Annotated in this window: 15 protein-coding genes; 3 read left to right on the top strand and 12 right to left on the bottom strand. The window is 64.7% G+C overall.

Features of this window, described 5'->3' with window-relative positions; genetic code table 11:
- Positions 1–9: 9 nt before the first annotated feature.
- From ACZ415_RS08995 to ACZ415_RS08975, 5 genes are all read right to left on the bottom strand, one after another.
- Positions 10–990: a c-type cytochrome gene (locus ACZ415_RS08995; RefSeq protein WP_344702261.1), complete on the bottom strand. Its 981-nt coding sequence runs from the start codon at positions 988–990 to the stop codon at positions 10–12.
- Positions 987–1,676, bottom strand: coding sequence for a c-type cytochrome (locus ACZ415_RS08990; protein WP_344702263.1), 690 nt, complete (start codon positions 1,674–1,676; stop codon positions 987–989). The genes ACZ415_RS08995 and ACZ415_RS08990 overlap by 4 nt, the downstream gene beginning before the upstream one ends.
- Before the next feature lie 73 nt (positions 1,677–1,749).
- Positions 1,750–3,069: an ATP-binding protein gene (locus tag ACZ415_RS08985; RefSeq protein ID WP_344702265.1), complete on the bottom strand. Its 1,320-nt coding sequence runs from the start codon at positions 3,067–3,069 to the stop codon at positions 1,750–1,752.
- Positions 3,066–3,782 (bottom strand): response regulator, encoded by a 717-nt coding sequence (locus tag ACZ415_RS08980; protein WP_344702268.1) that lies wholly within the window; start codon positions 3,780–3,782, stop codon positions 3,066–3,068. The genes ACZ415_RS08985 and ACZ415_RS08980 overlap by 4 nt, the downstream gene beginning before the upstream one ends.
- 340 nt (positions 3,783–4,122) lie before the next feature.
- Positions 4,123–5,091, bottom strand: a complete 969-nt coding sequence (locus tag ACZ415_RS08975; RefSeq protein ID WP_344702270.1) for an OmpA family protein — start codon at positions 5,089–5,091, stop codon at positions 4,123–4,125.
- Between the two features lie 158 nt (positions 5,092–5,249).
- On the opposite strand from ACZ415_RS08975, the gene ACZ415_RS08970 reads away from it, so the two are divergent.
- The 3 genes from ACZ415_RS08970 to rfaH all read left to right on the top strand — a co-directional run bounded on the left by ACZ415_RS08970 (position 5,250) and on the right by rfaH (position 7,236).
- The gene (locus ACZ415_RS08970) at positions 5,250–5,990 is read left to right on the top strand and encodes a hypothetical protein (protein WP_344702272.1); all 741 of its coding nucleotides are present in this window, start codon (positions 5,250–5,252) and stop codon (positions 5,988–5,990) included.
- 74 nt (positions 5,991–6,064) lie between these two features.
- On the top strand, positions 6,065–6,592 hold the full coding sequence (locus tag ACZ415_RS08965; RefSeq protein WP_344702273.1) for a FlgO family outer membrane protein: 528 nt from the start codon (positions 6,065–6,067) through the stop codon (positions 6,590–6,592).
- 95 nt (positions 6,593–6,687) lie between these two features.
- Positions 6,688–7,236, top strand: a complete 549-nt coding sequence (rfaH, locus tag ACZ415_RS08960) for a transcription/translation regulatory transformer protein RfaH (protein ID WP_344702275.1) — start codon at positions 6,688–6,690, stop codon at positions 7,234–7,236.
- A 4-nt stretch (positions 7,237–7,240) separates the two neighbouring features.
- On the opposite strand, the gene rfbC is transcribed toward rfaH, so the two are convergent.
- The 7 genes from rfbC to ACZ415_RS08925 all read right to left on the bottom strand — a co-directional run bounded on the left by rfbC (position 7,241) and on the right by ACZ415_RS08925 (position 13,271).
- Complete coding sequence (gene rfbC / locus ACZ415_RS08955) at positions 7,241–7,789, bottom strand: dTDP-4-dehydrorhamnose 3,5-epimerase (protein WP_344702277.1); 549 nt, start codon at positions 7,787–7,789, stop codon at positions 7,241–7,243.
- A complete protein-coding gene (gene rfbA / locus ACZ415_RS08950; protein WP_344702279.1) occupies positions 7,789–8,676 on the bottom strand; it encodes a glucose-1-phosphate thymidylyltransferase RfbA in 888 nt (295 codons plus the stop codon). Before rfbA ends, rfbC begins: the two co-directional genes overlap by 1 nt.
- A complete protein-coding gene (gene rfbD / locus ACZ415_RS08945; protein WP_344702281.1) occupies positions 8,666–9,592 on the bottom strand; it encodes a dTDP-4-dehydrorhamnose reductase in 927 nt (308 codons plus the stop codon). Before rfbD ends, rfbA begins: the two co-directional genes overlap by 11 nt.
- Entirely contained in the window at positions 9,592–10,662 is a 1,071-nt protein-coding gene (gene rfbB / locus ACZ415_RS08940; RefSeq protein ID WP_344702283.1) for a dTDP-glucose 4,6-dehydratase, read from the bottom strand. The genes rfbD and rfbB overlap by 1 nt, the downstream gene beginning before the upstream one ends.
- 191 nt (positions 10,663–10,853) lie before the next feature.
- On the bottom strand, positions 10,854–11,012 hold the full coding sequence (locus ACZ415_RS08935) for a hypothetical protein (RefSeq protein ID WP_344702285.1): 159 nt from the start codon (positions 11,010–11,012) through the stop codon (positions 10,854–10,856).
- 277 nt (positions 11,013–11,289) lie between these two features.
- Positions 11,290–12,051 (bottom strand): SapC family protein, encoded by a 762-nt coding sequence (locus ACZ415_RS08930; RefSeq protein ID WP_344702287.1) that lies wholly within the window; start codon positions 12,049–12,051, stop codon positions 11,290–11,292.
- A gap of 71 nt (positions 12,052–12,122) precedes the next feature.
- Positions 12,123–13,271, bottom strand: coding sequence for a site-specific integrase (locus tag ACZ415_RS08925; protein ID WP_344702289.1), 1,149 nt, complete (start codon positions 13,269–13,271; stop codon positions 12,123–12,125).
- Between the last annotated feature and the right edge of the window lie 63 nt (positions 13,272–13,334).

Below are 13,334 nucleotides of genomic sequence, written 5' to 3'. Positions count from 1 at the left end.
AAGGGAACGTCAGCCGTCCAGCGGTTGGGGATTTTCGCCGAAGTTGGCGTGATCGCCCAGGCGCTTGCCGTCGATTTCTTCGCCGTACAGGCCGTTATGCTGGTGGAACAGCTCTTGGGTCTTGTCGATGGAGTCCACCGTGCGCCGCCGCGGATCCTGGGGGCGCTCGTGGCTGTTGACAAAGGCCGCCACGTCCCAGGCCTGCTGCTCGCTTAGCGAGTACGGCTTGCCCAGCGGCATGTTGGCGTGGATGAAGTTGGCGGCGGTGTTGATGCGGTGCATGCCCGCGCCCCAGTTAAAGGCGCCGTCTCCCCACAGCGGCGGGAACACCTGGCGCTCACCGACTTTCTGGCCGCCGCCGCTGTCGCCGTGGCAAACGGCACACTGGTTGGCATACACCTCAGCGCCGCGCTCGCGGTCCGGCGCCTGGGCCGGGTCGTCCAGGGTCGGGTAGCTGCGCCCGGGCATCGCGGTGTTATTGGGCGCGCCGGTGGCCATCCAGTGCAGATAGGTCTGCATGGCCACCAGCTCATCGCTGCCTTTTTCCGGCGGCACGCCGTTCATGGAGTAGGTAAAGCAGCCCTGAATCCGGTCGGACAGGGTATTGACCCTGTCGTTTTTGCCGCGATAGGCCGGATACATGCCAAACGAGGCCCACATGGGTGCCGAATGCGCCAGCCGGCCGGCGTCCAGGTGGCAGTTGGCGCAGTTTTGCTCGTTGAAAACGTTTTCGCCGCGCAGCGACTGGGTATTGATAAAAAGATCGCGCCCCTTGCGCACCATGTCCGCGTACTTATCGCTCCCCAGCTCGGCTTCGGCCGGCGGGGTGAACGTCACCTCGCCGGCGGGCGGCTCAGGCAGCTGAATCTGATAGTCGCGCTCTACCTCTGCGTTCTGGGCGGCTGCGGCAAGCGAGAACCCCAGCGCCGAGGCGCCCAGCAGGGAAACAGCGCCACCGGTGAGGCGCCAACGGGATTTGGGCAGGTTCATTTCGCGCTCTCCTCTTGCTCGGTGCTGCGCGCTTCCAAACGCTCGGGAAGCTTGGCGTAATAGGCCGCGATCATCTCGATCTGGTCATCCGACAGGCGATTGGCCACGCCTGCCATCAGCTCGTTGGGGTCGTTGTGGCGCTGGCCGCTGCGCCAGCGTGCAAGCTGCGTTTTGAGATAGGCCTCGTGCTGGCCGGCCAGCGGCGGAAAGTGCTCGCCCACGCCCTGGCCGTTGGGGCCGTGGCACTGGCTGCAGGCGGGAATAAAACTGCCGTTTTCCCAGTCGCCGCGCTCGGCCAGCCATTCGGCGGCGCTGTCCGGGTCAGCGGCGTGGTAGGCGGTGGGCAGTTCAGGCCAGGGGGTCAGCCGGGCGTAGTAGGCCGCCACGTCCGCCATGTCCTGCTCGTCCAGCCCGGTCACAATGGCCGCCATGCTGGCGTTTTGCCGCCGGCCGGCCTTGAAATCGTGGAGCTGCTTGGCGATGTAGGCTTCCGGCAGCCCGGCAAGGCGCGGCCAGGATTCCGCCTGTGGGTTGTTTTTGCCCATGCCGTCGGTCTGGTGGCAGGCCACGCAGGTGCTGGACACCTGCTCGCCCCGGTCGGGGTCGCCCTCCAGCGCCGTGGCAGCGCCGGCGTAGACGCCGGCGCCAAGCAGCAGGCTCAGCCCGCTCAGCATTTTTTTGTTCATTGGGATCTCCCTTGCGTTATTGTTTCCCCGGCAGCGCCCTGCCGCGGCTTGGCGTCACAACGCCGGGTAGCGCCTAGCCGTCGTCAGCGGCAACGGCCGGCACCACCAGTTCAACACAGAGCCCCTGGCCTTCCGGGCTTTGTACGTGCACCCGGCCACCGAAGCGCTCGGCGATGGCAGCGACGATAGCGAGCCCCAGCCCGCTGCCGTCGGTGCGGCTGTCGCGCCAGAAACGCCGGGTTAGCTGCGATAGCCCGTGGGGCGAAAGCCCGCTGCCGGCGTCCTGTACGCAAAAGGCAAGCGCCCGGCGGCGATCGCGCCACTGCACCTCCAGGCGCACCGGCGTTTCCGACGGGCCGTGGCGCAAGGCGTTGTCCAGCACGTTGCGCAGTGCGGTCACCGCAAGCTCATGGGGCAGCTGCATCTGCGCTACGGGCCAGGCGCCGATGCGCACAATGCGCTCGGGGTGGCCGGTGTCTTCCATTGCACAGTCGGCCACAACGGCCACGTCGCAGCGCGCGTTCTTTTCGTGCTTGTGCCCTTCGACCCGGGCCAGCAGCAGCAGCTGATCCAGCGTGCGGTTAAGCCGCACAATGCCTTCTTCTGCGTAGTGCAAGGCATCAACGGCGGCCTGCCCTCGCAGCTTTTTGGCGACCTGCACGTGGGTCTTGATCGCGGTCAGCGGCGTGCGCAGCTCATGGGCGGCGTCGTCGGTGAAGCGCTGCTCCCGGGCGAACGCCTGTTCGACTCGGCCCAGCAGCGCATTAAGCGTTGCCACCAGCGGCACCAGCTCCGCCGGCAGCCCCTCGACCGACACCGACGACAGCGTTTCAGGATCGCGCCGGGCAAGCGATGCGCGCAGCCGGGCAAGCGGGGCAAGCCCGCGCCATACCGAAACCCAAAGCGCCACCAGGCTGCCCACCAGTGCGACGATAAACGGCACCACGGCCACCCGCAGCACATCGCGCATCAGCGCGTCGCGCTCGTCCATGCGATCCGCGGTGGTAATGGTCAGCCCGCCGCGCTGATAGGTAAACACCCGCCAGGTCATGCCGTCTTCCCGGCGATAGGCGTGGCCGGGCTCGCCGGGGTCGAGCACTTTTTGCATGTCGCTGTGGGTGCGGGCAATGACTTCCCCCCGGGGGGAATGCACCTGGCAGGCGAGCCCCTCAATGGCCGGGATCGACAGCGAGCGGTGATCGGCCTGCTGCCAGACTTCCGTCGGCAGCTGCTGCATCAGTCCTGCCACCATGCGAGCCGACTGGGCCAGGCGCTGGTCCAGGGTTTCTATCAGCTTGTCTTCCAGATCCCAGGCAAGCCACGCCGCCGCACTGGCCCAGAACAGCGAAAGCGCAAGCCCCAGGGTGAGCAGCAGCCGCGCGCGCAGGCTCAAGGCGATACCTGCCCGGGCGGCGGGTCGCCGGCCGCGCCCGGCACCGCTACCGCCTCGGCGCGGCCCAGACGGTAGCCCAGGCCGCGCACGGTTTCGATCACGCCGTTGCCCAGCTTGCGCCGCAGGTGGTGGATGTGCACGTTGAGCGCGTTGCTTTCCACGTCGTCGTTGAGACCGTAAAGGCTGTCTTTGAGCTGGCCGGCGGAAAGCACGCTGTGCGGGGCGTACAAAAACGCCTCCAGCAGCACCAGCTCGCGCCGGGACAGCACGACATCCTCACCGTTTACCGCTACCTGACGTGCGGCGGGGTCCAGGCTCAGCGGGCCGTGATGCAGAATGCCGCTGGCACGCCCGGCGGCCCGGCGCAGCAGCGCATACAGCCGTGCAACCAGCTCATCGAGATCAAAGGGTTTGACCAGATAGTCGTCAGCGCCGCTGGAAAGGCCGTCCACCCGGTCGCGCACCGCATCCCGGGCCGTCAAAATAAGCACCGGCGTCTGCCGCCCCGCGGCGCGCCACTCTTCCACCAGCGTCAGCCCGTCGCCGTCCGGCAGGCCACGGTCAACAATGACCACATCGCTGTGCACCGTGTCCATCGCCCGGCGCGCCTCGGCCATGGTGGCCACGCCGTCCACCACAAAATCGAAGGTGGCAAGCCCGGCGCGAATGCCCGAGGCCACCAGGGCATCGTCTTCTACCAGCAATACGTGCATAAACGGCTCCTTGTGAGAAGCGAGCGTGGCAACGCCGTATTAAGCCAGCGTTAAGAAAGCGGCCGGCAGCGCGCGCCGCTCGAAGACTTTAGTCGACCACCCGAAGACTTTGGTCGTAACGCCGGCCCGGGCCCTTGGTTTTCACGCCTACATAGCTATACTGTAGTTGTACTTGCCGGACCAGACGTACATCTTTCTCCGAGTGTACCCGGCGCCGTGACGGCCTTCCCCCCGCCGCTACCGCGTACGCCGGCCAGTACAGTGAACCAAGCCCTTTGCCCGCCAGCCCCCCCCCCCCCCCCCCCCGGCGGGCTTTTTTTATCGAACCGCGCACCGCACTTCATTCCACGTGAATCACCACCTCAACGCGGCGGTTGCGCGCCCGCCCGTCCGCCGTGGCGTTATCAGCCAGCGGCCGCGTCGCGGCCAGGCCCACGGCGCGCAGGCGCCCGGGGGCAACGCCGGCGTCTTCCAGCGCCTGTACAATGGCAATGGCCCGCGCGCTGGACAGCGCCCAGTTGGACGGATACTGCTCGGTGCTGATCGAGCGGCTGTCCGAGTGCCCTTCCACCGAAACGTCCCCTTCGTAGCGCTCAATGGTATCCACCAGGCTTGCCACCACGGCCTCGCCGGCATCGCTCAGGCCGGCCTCGGCGGTGTCAAACAGCAGCTTATTTTGCACCCGCAGGTTGATGCCTTCGCTCACCCGGGTTGCCTCCACGCCTTCCAGATCCGGCAGGTATTCAGCCGGCTGCCGCGTCGCCGGCGCACCGTCCAGCGCCTGGGGAGCCAGCGGCTTGGCGTTCACCGGCGGATGATCGGTCAGCACGATCATATAGTCGGCCAGGGGCCGCGTTGTCTCGGCGCCGGCGAGCAACAGCTCAGGCAGCGACGATTCGGGCAGCAGCGCCTCCGGTTTTGCAGCCTGCGCATCCGGACGCGCCAGCAGCGGCGGCGGTGCCGGCCGGCGCGCGGGCAGCCCGGCAACGCCCAGCGCTACGTTGATCGCCGCCGGCGCCAGCGCCCCCGGCGGGTGCGCGGGTGCGCGGCGGGCCGCCAGCGCTTCGGGCAGCGGTATCCCCAGTTTGACCGGCCCGGGCGCGGCGCTGGCCGGCGCGGGCGGCGGCGCCGAGCGCGTCAGCCAGCCGGGGTCTGTCGCCTCGGCAACGACGATGATGATCACAAACAGCGCCACCAGCAGCGTCATGATGTCGATGTAGCTCACCATCCAGGCGCTGTCGCTTTCGTCGTCGTGCTGCGCCTTTAGCAGAGTGTCGTGCTTCAACCCGGTACGATGATCTTCAAGCATGGTCGTTTTCAGGCACCGCAAGGTGCATAGCAAAATGGTATAAAAGGCGTCGTTACACCGGGCCCGCTCAAGTGTTGTGTCACATGGCCGATGCTTATCGGACGTGGCAAACTCTACCACCCGTCGTTTTTATCGCGAAAAGGAACCCGCCTGTGCCGATGTCATTGTTTCTTTGCGGGGCCGGCCCAGCCCGTCGGCTTGCGCAGCCGCTGGCGCTTGCCGCGCTGACCCTGCCCCTGGGCGGCTGCTTTTACGCCAACACCGCCCAGGTGCCGGTGGCAACCACCTACCCCTATAGCGAGCAGCAGCGCATGCAGGCCGCCCACCACTGGGACGTGCTCGCCGGCCACGAGGCCGGCGGCATTGTCACCAGCCAGCGCTTGCGCCTGCGCGATCTGTATCTGCGCGGCAGTGCTGAAACGGCCAACAGCGCCTTTGGCGGCGAATTCCGCCGCGGTTTCAAAGACCTGCTGGCCAGCCGGCTGGTCGCCCGCGGGGCAAGCGTAACCACCGCCCCCACGGCCAACAGCGTCACGCTTACGTTTCGCGTGGAGGTCATACACCACCGCGATCGCGGCTTCACCCGCCCGCCGGTAGGCGCCTACACCGCTCTGGCCGGCGGCGTTGCCGTTGCCACCCTGCCCTATAACCAGTGGAGCGAGCCGGCGCTGGGGCTGATTCCTGCCGCCGTCGGCGCCGATATCGTCAGCGGCAGCTGGACCTACACCGGCAACGAAGAAGTCATCATTACCGTACAGGCCGTAGAAGACGAGCGCATTCTTTACTCCTCGTCCAACATTTACTACATCAACTCGGGCGATCGCCGCCACTATGCGCCGCACCGCGTCGCCCCCCAAACCCCGCCGACCCCGGCCATTCCCGTCACCGATGCCTGGTAGTGCCCATGTTCTCGCGTCTTGTTTGTCTGTGTTACCCGCTGCTCTCGCCACGCCCGCGCCGGTGGCCGGGGCTCGTGCTCGCCGCCGCCGTCGTCCTGCTGGGCGGCTGCAAAACCCTGGGGCCGGCGACGATGTCCGCCTCCCCGGCACCGGGCCCTGGCCTCACGGAACTGGCCCACCAGGCCGCCGAACGCATGACGGCAGGCAATGCCGCGCTGAAAAACAGCGGCCCGATGATCGCTGCCACCTTTGTGGATATTGACGACTTGACGCGCTCGTCCACCTTCGGGCGCATCAGCGCAGAGCTGATCGCCTCGGCGCTGGCCCGTCGTGGCCTCAACGTGCGCGAGGTCAAGATGCGCGATAGCCTGTTCATCGAAGAAAAGGTGGGCGAGTTGATACTGTCCCGCCAGGTCAAGCGGCTCAGCGAACGCTATAACGCCCGCTCGATTCTGATGGGCACCTACGCCCAGGGCCAGGACTACGTCTACGTCAGCGCCCGGATCGTACGCGCCACCGATGCGCGCGTGCTGGGCAGCGCAGATTTTCGGCTGCCGCTTGATAACAACGCCCGCGCCCTGCTGGGAGAAAGCGGGTGGTGATGCCTTGCGATGCTAAAGAGCACGGCGCGACAGGCACCGCTAGCCCAATAGCGCGTAAAACCTCTTCCTGAGTCGCGTTAGTGAGGGAGAGGAGGATGTCAATCACGCATTTGAAGGGAGGATGCGCCATCACTACGCCACCGTCTCTCGACGCGCACCACGCCGCCTGGTATGTCGTCCAGTGCAAGGCCGGCGAGTCGTTCCGCGCGGCAGAGCAGCTTGCCAATCAGCACTTTCAGGTCTTTCATCCGGTGCTGGAGCGCAAGCGGCGCCGGCAAGGCAAGCTTACCTGGGTGTGCGAGCCGCTATTTCCGTTTTATCTGTTTATCCAGCTGGACACAATCAACAGCAACTGGCGGCCGATTCGCTCAACGCGGGGCGTGCTGCGCATTGTCAGCTTCGGCCACGTTCCCGCCGCCGTACCCGATGCGCTGGTCGCATCGCTGCAGCGCTGCCCTCACCGCCGGGAAGGCGCTCACACCCGCTTTTCCGCCGGCGACTGCGTCCGCATTGCCGACGGGCCGTTCAAGGGCATCAGCGCCGTTTTTCAGTATGCCAAGGGCACCGAACGCGCCGTGGTTTTACTCAACATGCTCCAGCAGCCGCGCCCGGTGGAAATGCCCAGCGACCATTTAACAGACTGAGGCGTTAAGCGAATACCTCAGCGCCGGCAAACGCACTGCCGGCCTGGTCCTTGTCTGAAAGCGCAAGCGCCACGCCGGGGTCGGGCCAGTCAATCCCAAGCTCGGGGTCATCAAAGCGGATGCTGCGCTCGGATTCGGGATGGTAGTAGTCGGTGGTCTTGTAGAGAAAATCCGCCGTCTCGGAGAGCACCACAAAGCCGTGGCCAAAGCCTTCCGGCACCCACAGCTGGCGGTTGTTCTCAGCGGAAAGCTCAACGCCGACCCACCGGCCAAAGCGCGGGGACGAACGGCGCAGGTCCACGGCCACGTCCCACACCGCCCCGTGGGTCACGCGCACCAGCTTGCCCTGGGTCTGTTCGAGCTGGTAGTGAATGCCGCGCAGCACGCCCCGGCGCGAGCGCGAGTGGTTATCCTGCACAAACGTCCGAATGCAGCCGGTGGCCGCCTCGAAGGCGCGCTGGTTGAAGCTTTCCATGAAAAAGCCGCGGGCATCGCCAAACACCTTCGGCGCAAGGATGACCACCTCGGGCAGTGCGGTTTTTTCTGCGTGCATTACATCCCCTCCCGTGCGGCCTGCAAGCGGCGTTTCAGGTACTGGCCGTAGCCGGTTTTTTTCAGCTTCTGTGCCGCACTTTCAAGCTCGGCATCGCTTAGCCAGCCCTGCAGCCAGGCGATTTCTTCCAGGCAGGCAACCTTTAGCCCCTGGCGGTGCTCAATGGTTTGCACGTACTGGCTGGCCTCCAGCAGGCTGTCGTGGGTGCCGGTATCCAGCCAGGCAAACCCCCGGCCCAGCCGCTCTACGGTCAGCGCGCCGCGCTCAAGGTAGGCGTTGTTGATGCTGGTAATTTCAAGCTCGCCGCGCGCGGACGGCGTAACGCTCCGGGCAATCTCCACCACGTCGCTGTCGTAGAAATAAAGCCCGGTCACCGCATAGGGCGATTTTGCCACCTCGGGCTTTTCCTCGATGGAAATCGCGCGCCCTTCGGCGTCAAACTCCACCACGCCGAAGCGCTCCGGGTCGTTGACCCGATAGCCAAACACCGTCGCCCCGCCGGGCTGCTCCGCCGCTCGCCTGAGCTGGTCGGAAAAGTGCTGGCCGTGAAAGATGTTATCGCCCAGTACCAGACACACCGGTGAGTCGCCGATAAACGCTTCGCCGATCAAAAATGCCTGGGCCAGACCGTCCGGGCTTGGCTGCACGGCGTACTCAAAGCGCACGCCGAAGGCCTCGCCGCTGCCCAGCAGGTTCTGGTACTGGGGCAAATCTTCCGGCGTGGAGATAATCAAAATCTCGCGGATGCCCGCCAGCATCAGCACCGAGATGGGGTAATAGATCATCGGCTTGTCGTAGATGGGCAGCAGCTGCTTGGAAACCCCAAGGGTAATCGGGTGCAGGCGGGTGCCGCTGCCGCCGGCCAGAATAATGCCTTTACGCTGCATGGTACGACCTTGTTTCCTGAAGAGTGAGCGCCAGCTGAGCGCGCCAGTCCGGCAGCGTAATGCTCAGGGCGTGTTCCAGCTTTTTGACGTTAAGGCGCGAGTTGCGCGGCCGCCTGGCGGGGGTCGGGTAGTCTTCCGTGGCAATCGGCGCTACCGCCTCGGGCGTGATGGCAAGCGGCATGCCAAGCCTCGCCGCCTCAACAAACGTCGCCCGGGCCACATCCCACCAGCTGGCCTCGCCGCGCGGGGCCAGATGATACACCCCGCGCGGAATCGCTGCCTGCCCGGTACGCGGCCAAGGGGCCAGCGCAAGCGCGGTGACCTGTGCAATCAGCCTTGCCGGCGTGGGCGCACCGATCTGGTCGGCCACCACGGCAAGCGACTCGCGCTCCGCCCCCAGGCGCAGCATGGTGTTAACGAAATTCTTGCCCGGGGCGCTGTATACCCAGCTGGTGCGAAACACCAGATGCGCGCTGCCGCTTTGCACCACCGCCGCATCGCCGTCGCGCTTGGTCTCGCCGTAGCTATTCACCGGCGCAGTGGCGGCGTCTTCGGCCCAGGGCGTATTGCCTGCGCCGCTGTAGACGTAGTCTGAGGAATAATGCACCAGCCACTTGCCGTGGCGCGCGCAGTACGCGGCCAGCTGTGCAGGAAGCTCGGCGTTCAGCCGCCGGGCAAGGGCGGGCTCGTCTTCGGCCTTGTCCACCGCCGTGTAGGCCGCCGCGTTGACGATCAGGTCCGGCGTGTGGCGCTCAAGCCAGGCGTCCACTGCGGCGGCGTCGGCCAGGTCCAGCTCGGCGCGTGCAGGGGCCAGCACCCGGCCCAGCGGCGCCAGCGCCCGGCACAGCTCAAAACCGGCCTGGCCGCTGGCGCCGGTAAGCAGAACGGTGGCTGCTTCAGCGTTGGCATCTGCCATTACAACACCCCCAGCCGCTGGCCCTGGTAGCGGCCGTCCTGCACGCGCTGCCACCATTCGCGGTTATTCAGGTACCACTGCACGGTCTTGCGCAGGCCGGTTGCAAAGGTTTCCGCCGGGCGCCAGCCAAGCTCGCGCTCGATTTTCGAGGCATCAATGGCGTAGCGCAAATCATGGCCCGGGCGGTCGGCCACAAAGGTGATCAGCTCCCGATACGAGGCCCCGTTCGGCGCGTTTTCCGGTTTCAGCTCGTCGAGCAGATCGCACAGGGCGTGCACCACTTCAAGGTTGGTTTTCTCGTTGTGGCCGCCGATGTTGTAGGTCTCGCCGTTTTGGCCCTCAAGGGCTACGCGTACCAGCGCACGGGCATGGTCTTCCACGTACAGCCAGTCGCGCACCTGCTGGCCGTTGCCGTACACCGGCAGCGGCTTGCCCGCCAGGGCGTTGAGCATCATCAGCGGAATCAGCTTCTCGGGAAAGTGGTACGGCCCGTAGTTGTTCGAGCAGTTGCTCAGCACCGCCGGCAGCCCAAAGGTACGCTGCCAGGCACGCACCAGATGGTCCGAACTTGCCTTGCTCGCGGAATACGGCGAGCTGGGCGCGTAGGATGTCTCTTCAGTAAACAGCGCGTCCGGGTCTTCCAGATCGCCATAGACTTCGTCGGTGGAGACGTGGTGAAAACGAAACCCGGCAGCTTTTTCCGGCGCGCTCTGCTGCAGGCCCTGCCAGTAGGCGCGCGACGCTTCCAGCAGCGTATAGGTGCCCATGATGTTGGTGTGCATGAACGCCGCCGGCCCGTCGATGGAGCGGTCCACGTGAGACTCCGCCGCCAGATGCATGATCACGTCCGGCTGATGCTTGCCAAGCACGCGGGCCATGGCCGGCGCGTCGGTAATATCGGCGTGCTCGAAAGCGTAGCGCGGGCTGTCGGCCACCTCGGCCAGCGACTCCAGGTTGCCCGCGTAGGTCAGCGCATCGACGTTGACCACCGAATGCGCGGTATCGTTGAGCAAATGGCGCACGACCGCCGAGCCGATAAACCCCGCCCCGCCGGTTACCAGTATTTTCACCTGTCAGGCTCCTTTCTGTGGTTGGCCGCTCACCTTGCCGCCGAGACGCTGTTTCGGCCATGAGCCGCCGCCGGTACAAAAATCAGGCGCGCAGCATAGCATTACCCGGCGCTTTATGGCGCGGGTCGCCCGGCGTGCGCGCAAACAGTTGACCACTCGGCCGCCGGCGTCCATGCCACTAGCGGCAATGGCTATCGCCGGGCGGCCGCGCCCTTCTTTCCGCCGTCGGCTGTATAGCAACGAACAATACCTTCAAACTCGTACAGCAGCGCCCGAATACGGCCGATGCTGAACGCAGGGGCGATGACCGTGCCGCGGTTTTCAAGGGCCTGTTCGATGGTGCTTTCCAACGCACGCACGGTGCAGATATCAAATTCACTTCAAACTGGGCAAAGCTGTCCTCGGCGGCATCTTCGCCCTGAAACAGCCCGCAGTCCACCAGCAGCGAATGCTCACTACTGGCCACGAGCTGATGACAGCTGCCGGTCACGCCGGATGCGCCGCCGTGGTGAAGGAAGAATGTGCGGATAGTCCGCGTTTGATGCATCGATGGCCTGCATGATTCATTCCTTTAAACGTTATTTTTCTCGAGCCTGCTACGCCAGTACCTGACGCGAGACGAATGGCTCAGTCAAAATCAAAACTCAACTCGTCGTCATCGCCGAAGAACTCGTCCAGGTTCTCCGGCGCTGCTGCGCTGGCGGGGTTGAGCCGTGCCAGGCGAGCCAGCAGATGGGTCTGGGGGATGGAGAGGTTGATGGCGTAGGCGATGGGCAGCGCCTGGGCGCGGCGCAGGGTCAGGAAGCTCTCATCGTCGAGCTGAGCAAGCGCATGCTCGTCGACCCTATACAGGCCGTCGATGGAGAGGCCCAGCGGGTCGCGCAGCGTCTCTGGCCAGGGCGCTAGTATCCCGGCACTCGCCAGGGCGTCCAGCGCCTTTTGGGTGGTCTGCTGCTTGCGGTGGATCGCCTTGAGCGCTTCCACGCGGCTCGCCACGGCATCAAGCATCTGGCCCTCGGCATCGAAGAAGGGCTCACCCTCTCCCTCACCGGCCAGCATGCCGCTGTCTCGGTCAAAGGCCACCAGTCCCTTCTCGCCCACGCTGACGATCTCGAACGGCCAGCTAGAAAGCCACTCGGGCCGATAGTGGCCCAGCCATTTGCCTTCTCGGATAAAGAGGTTGTAGCCGTTTTCCAGGCCGCACACGCCCATCAGCCGCCATTCGCGGCCTTCCTTGACGGCGGCCAACGGCATGGCGGCCGCGGCCTTGGCCAGCTCCCCGGCATGGAGCGGGATTAACGAGCGATGTTGAGCAAAGGCGAGATCCTGAGGTGGATGCCAGGTCTTGCTCTGGCATTCCCGGGGGCTTAGTACGAGCGGTGTGGGCATAAAGACGCCTTTTATTGAATGATGTCCGGTGTGTCATATGCCGGCCCACCCTGGGACCGGCGGTGATAGCTTTACTGCAGTGATGGGATCACATCCACTGCCTCTCGAAGTCGCTCGGGACTTAGGTGCGCATAGCGACTGGTTGTGCGCGCATTGGCATGGCCCAACAGTATCTGGACTTCATATAAACTACGCCCGGCGTTGACCAGAAAACTGGCAAAGCTATGGCGCAGATCATGCAGGCGAAGGTCCGGCAACCCGGCCTGCTTTCTGGCCTTACGCCAGCTGTAGTAAACGGTGACAAAGGGCTTGCCGGTCGCCGGATTCGTGAAGATCCAGTTGTCCTGGGACGGATACGTCACCTGACGCTGAGCGAGAAGCGTCAGCGCTCCGGTCGATAACGGGACGTGCCTGATGCGCCCGGCCTTGGTGTGCGGTATGCGCCAATGCTGATGGGTCCAATCAATATCCTGCCAGCGGGCATTGAGCACCTCACTTTTGCGCGCCCCGGTATAGAGCAAAAACGATACGATATCAGCGAGACACGGGTTATCACTCTGGCGAACACTGATCAGTAAACGCGAGATTTGCTTTTGGTTCAGATAGCGCTCAATACGATTGTCTTCCTTGAGACAGCGAATATAGCGCACCGGGTTATCGCTGATGCCCTGAATTTTCCAACGCAGCGCCAGGCGATAGCCATAGCCCAGAATCGCCAGCACCCGGTTAATGGTCGCCGGTGCATAGCCACGGGTCTGCATAGCACCTACCAGGCGTGCAATATCGGCTCCGTTCAGTTCTCCCATGCCCCGAGGCCCAAAGCATGTCAATACATGCAGACGAAGAAGCGTTTCATCCGTTTTCCAGCTGCGCTTATAAGTTTGCACATAAGGCAGGTAATACTCCGTAAAGAACGCCTCTATCGTAGGGCCGGCACCCGGCAGCAATACCGCCCGCGGGTCCATCCCGACTCGCACCTTGCGCAGGGCCTCTCGAGCCTCGGTGCGCGCCTCTTCTAGCGTCATGATGCGAGCGTCTCCCAAAGTGAGGTAGCGCGTACGCCCCCGGGCACGATAGCGCAAACGGTATGCCATGCGGCCACTACGCTGAACATCGACATAAAGCCCGCAAAACAACGTATCAAGCACCGCCCAGTGCTGACGGTCAGCTGGGCAGACCAGTGCCTGCACGACGGATTCAGTCAGAAGGGTAACAGTCATGGCGAGCTTCCTCTGATGGGTGGTTCCTTCAGAGAAGCATTGCCCAACAGAAAATGCCGCCAT

This window comes from Halomonas cibimaris, assembly GCF_055379665.1.
The sequence above is the reverse complement of the archived record's forward strand: the minus strand, read 5'-3'. Positions and strand labels throughout refer to the sequence as shown.

Coding starts and splice junctions, on each gene's coding strand:
- ACZ415_RS08995 (WP_344702261.1), bottom strand. CDS start 990: ATGAACCTGCCCAAATCCCGTTGGCGCCTCACCGGTGGCGCTGTTTCC.
- ACZ415_RS08990 (WP_344702263.1), bottom strand. CDS start 1,676: ATGAACAAAAAAATGCTGAGCGGGCTGAGCCTGCTGCTTGGCGCCGGC.
- ACZ415_RS08970 (WP_344702272.1), top strand. CDS start 5,250: ATGTCATTGTTTCTTTGCGGGGCCGGCCCAGCCCGTCGGCTTGCGCAG.
- ACZ415_RS08980 (WP_344702268.1), bottom strand. CDS start 3,782: ATGCACGTATTGCTGGTAGAAGACGATGCCCTGGTGGCCTCGGGCATT.
- ACZ415_RS08925 (WP_344702289.1), bottom strand. CDS start 13,271: ATGACTGTTACCCTTCTGACTGAATCCGTCGTGCAGGCACTGGTCTGC.
- ACZ415_RS08930 (WP_344702287.1), bottom strand. CDS start 12,051: ATGCCCACACCGCTCGTACTAAGCCCCCGGGAATGCCAGAGCAAGACC.
- ACZ415_RS08975 (WP_344702270.1), bottom strand. CDS start 5,091: ATGCTTGAAGATCATCGTACCGGGTTGAAGCACGACACTCTGCTAAAG.
- rfbC (WP_344702277.1), bottom strand. CDS start 7,789: ATGCACGCAGAAAAAACCGCACTGCCCGAGGTGGTCATCCTTGCGCCG.
- rfaH (WP_344702275.1), top strand. CDS start 6,688: ATGTCAATCACGCATTTGAAGGGAGGATGCGCCATCACTACGCCACCG.
- rfbA (WP_344702279.1), bottom strand. CDS start 8,676: ATGCAGCGTAAAGGCATTATTCTGGCCGGCGGCAGCGGCACCCGCCTG.
- rfbD (WP_344702281.1), bottom strand. CDS start 9,592: ATGGCAGATGCCAACGCTGAAGCAGCCACCGTTCTGCTTACCGGCGCC.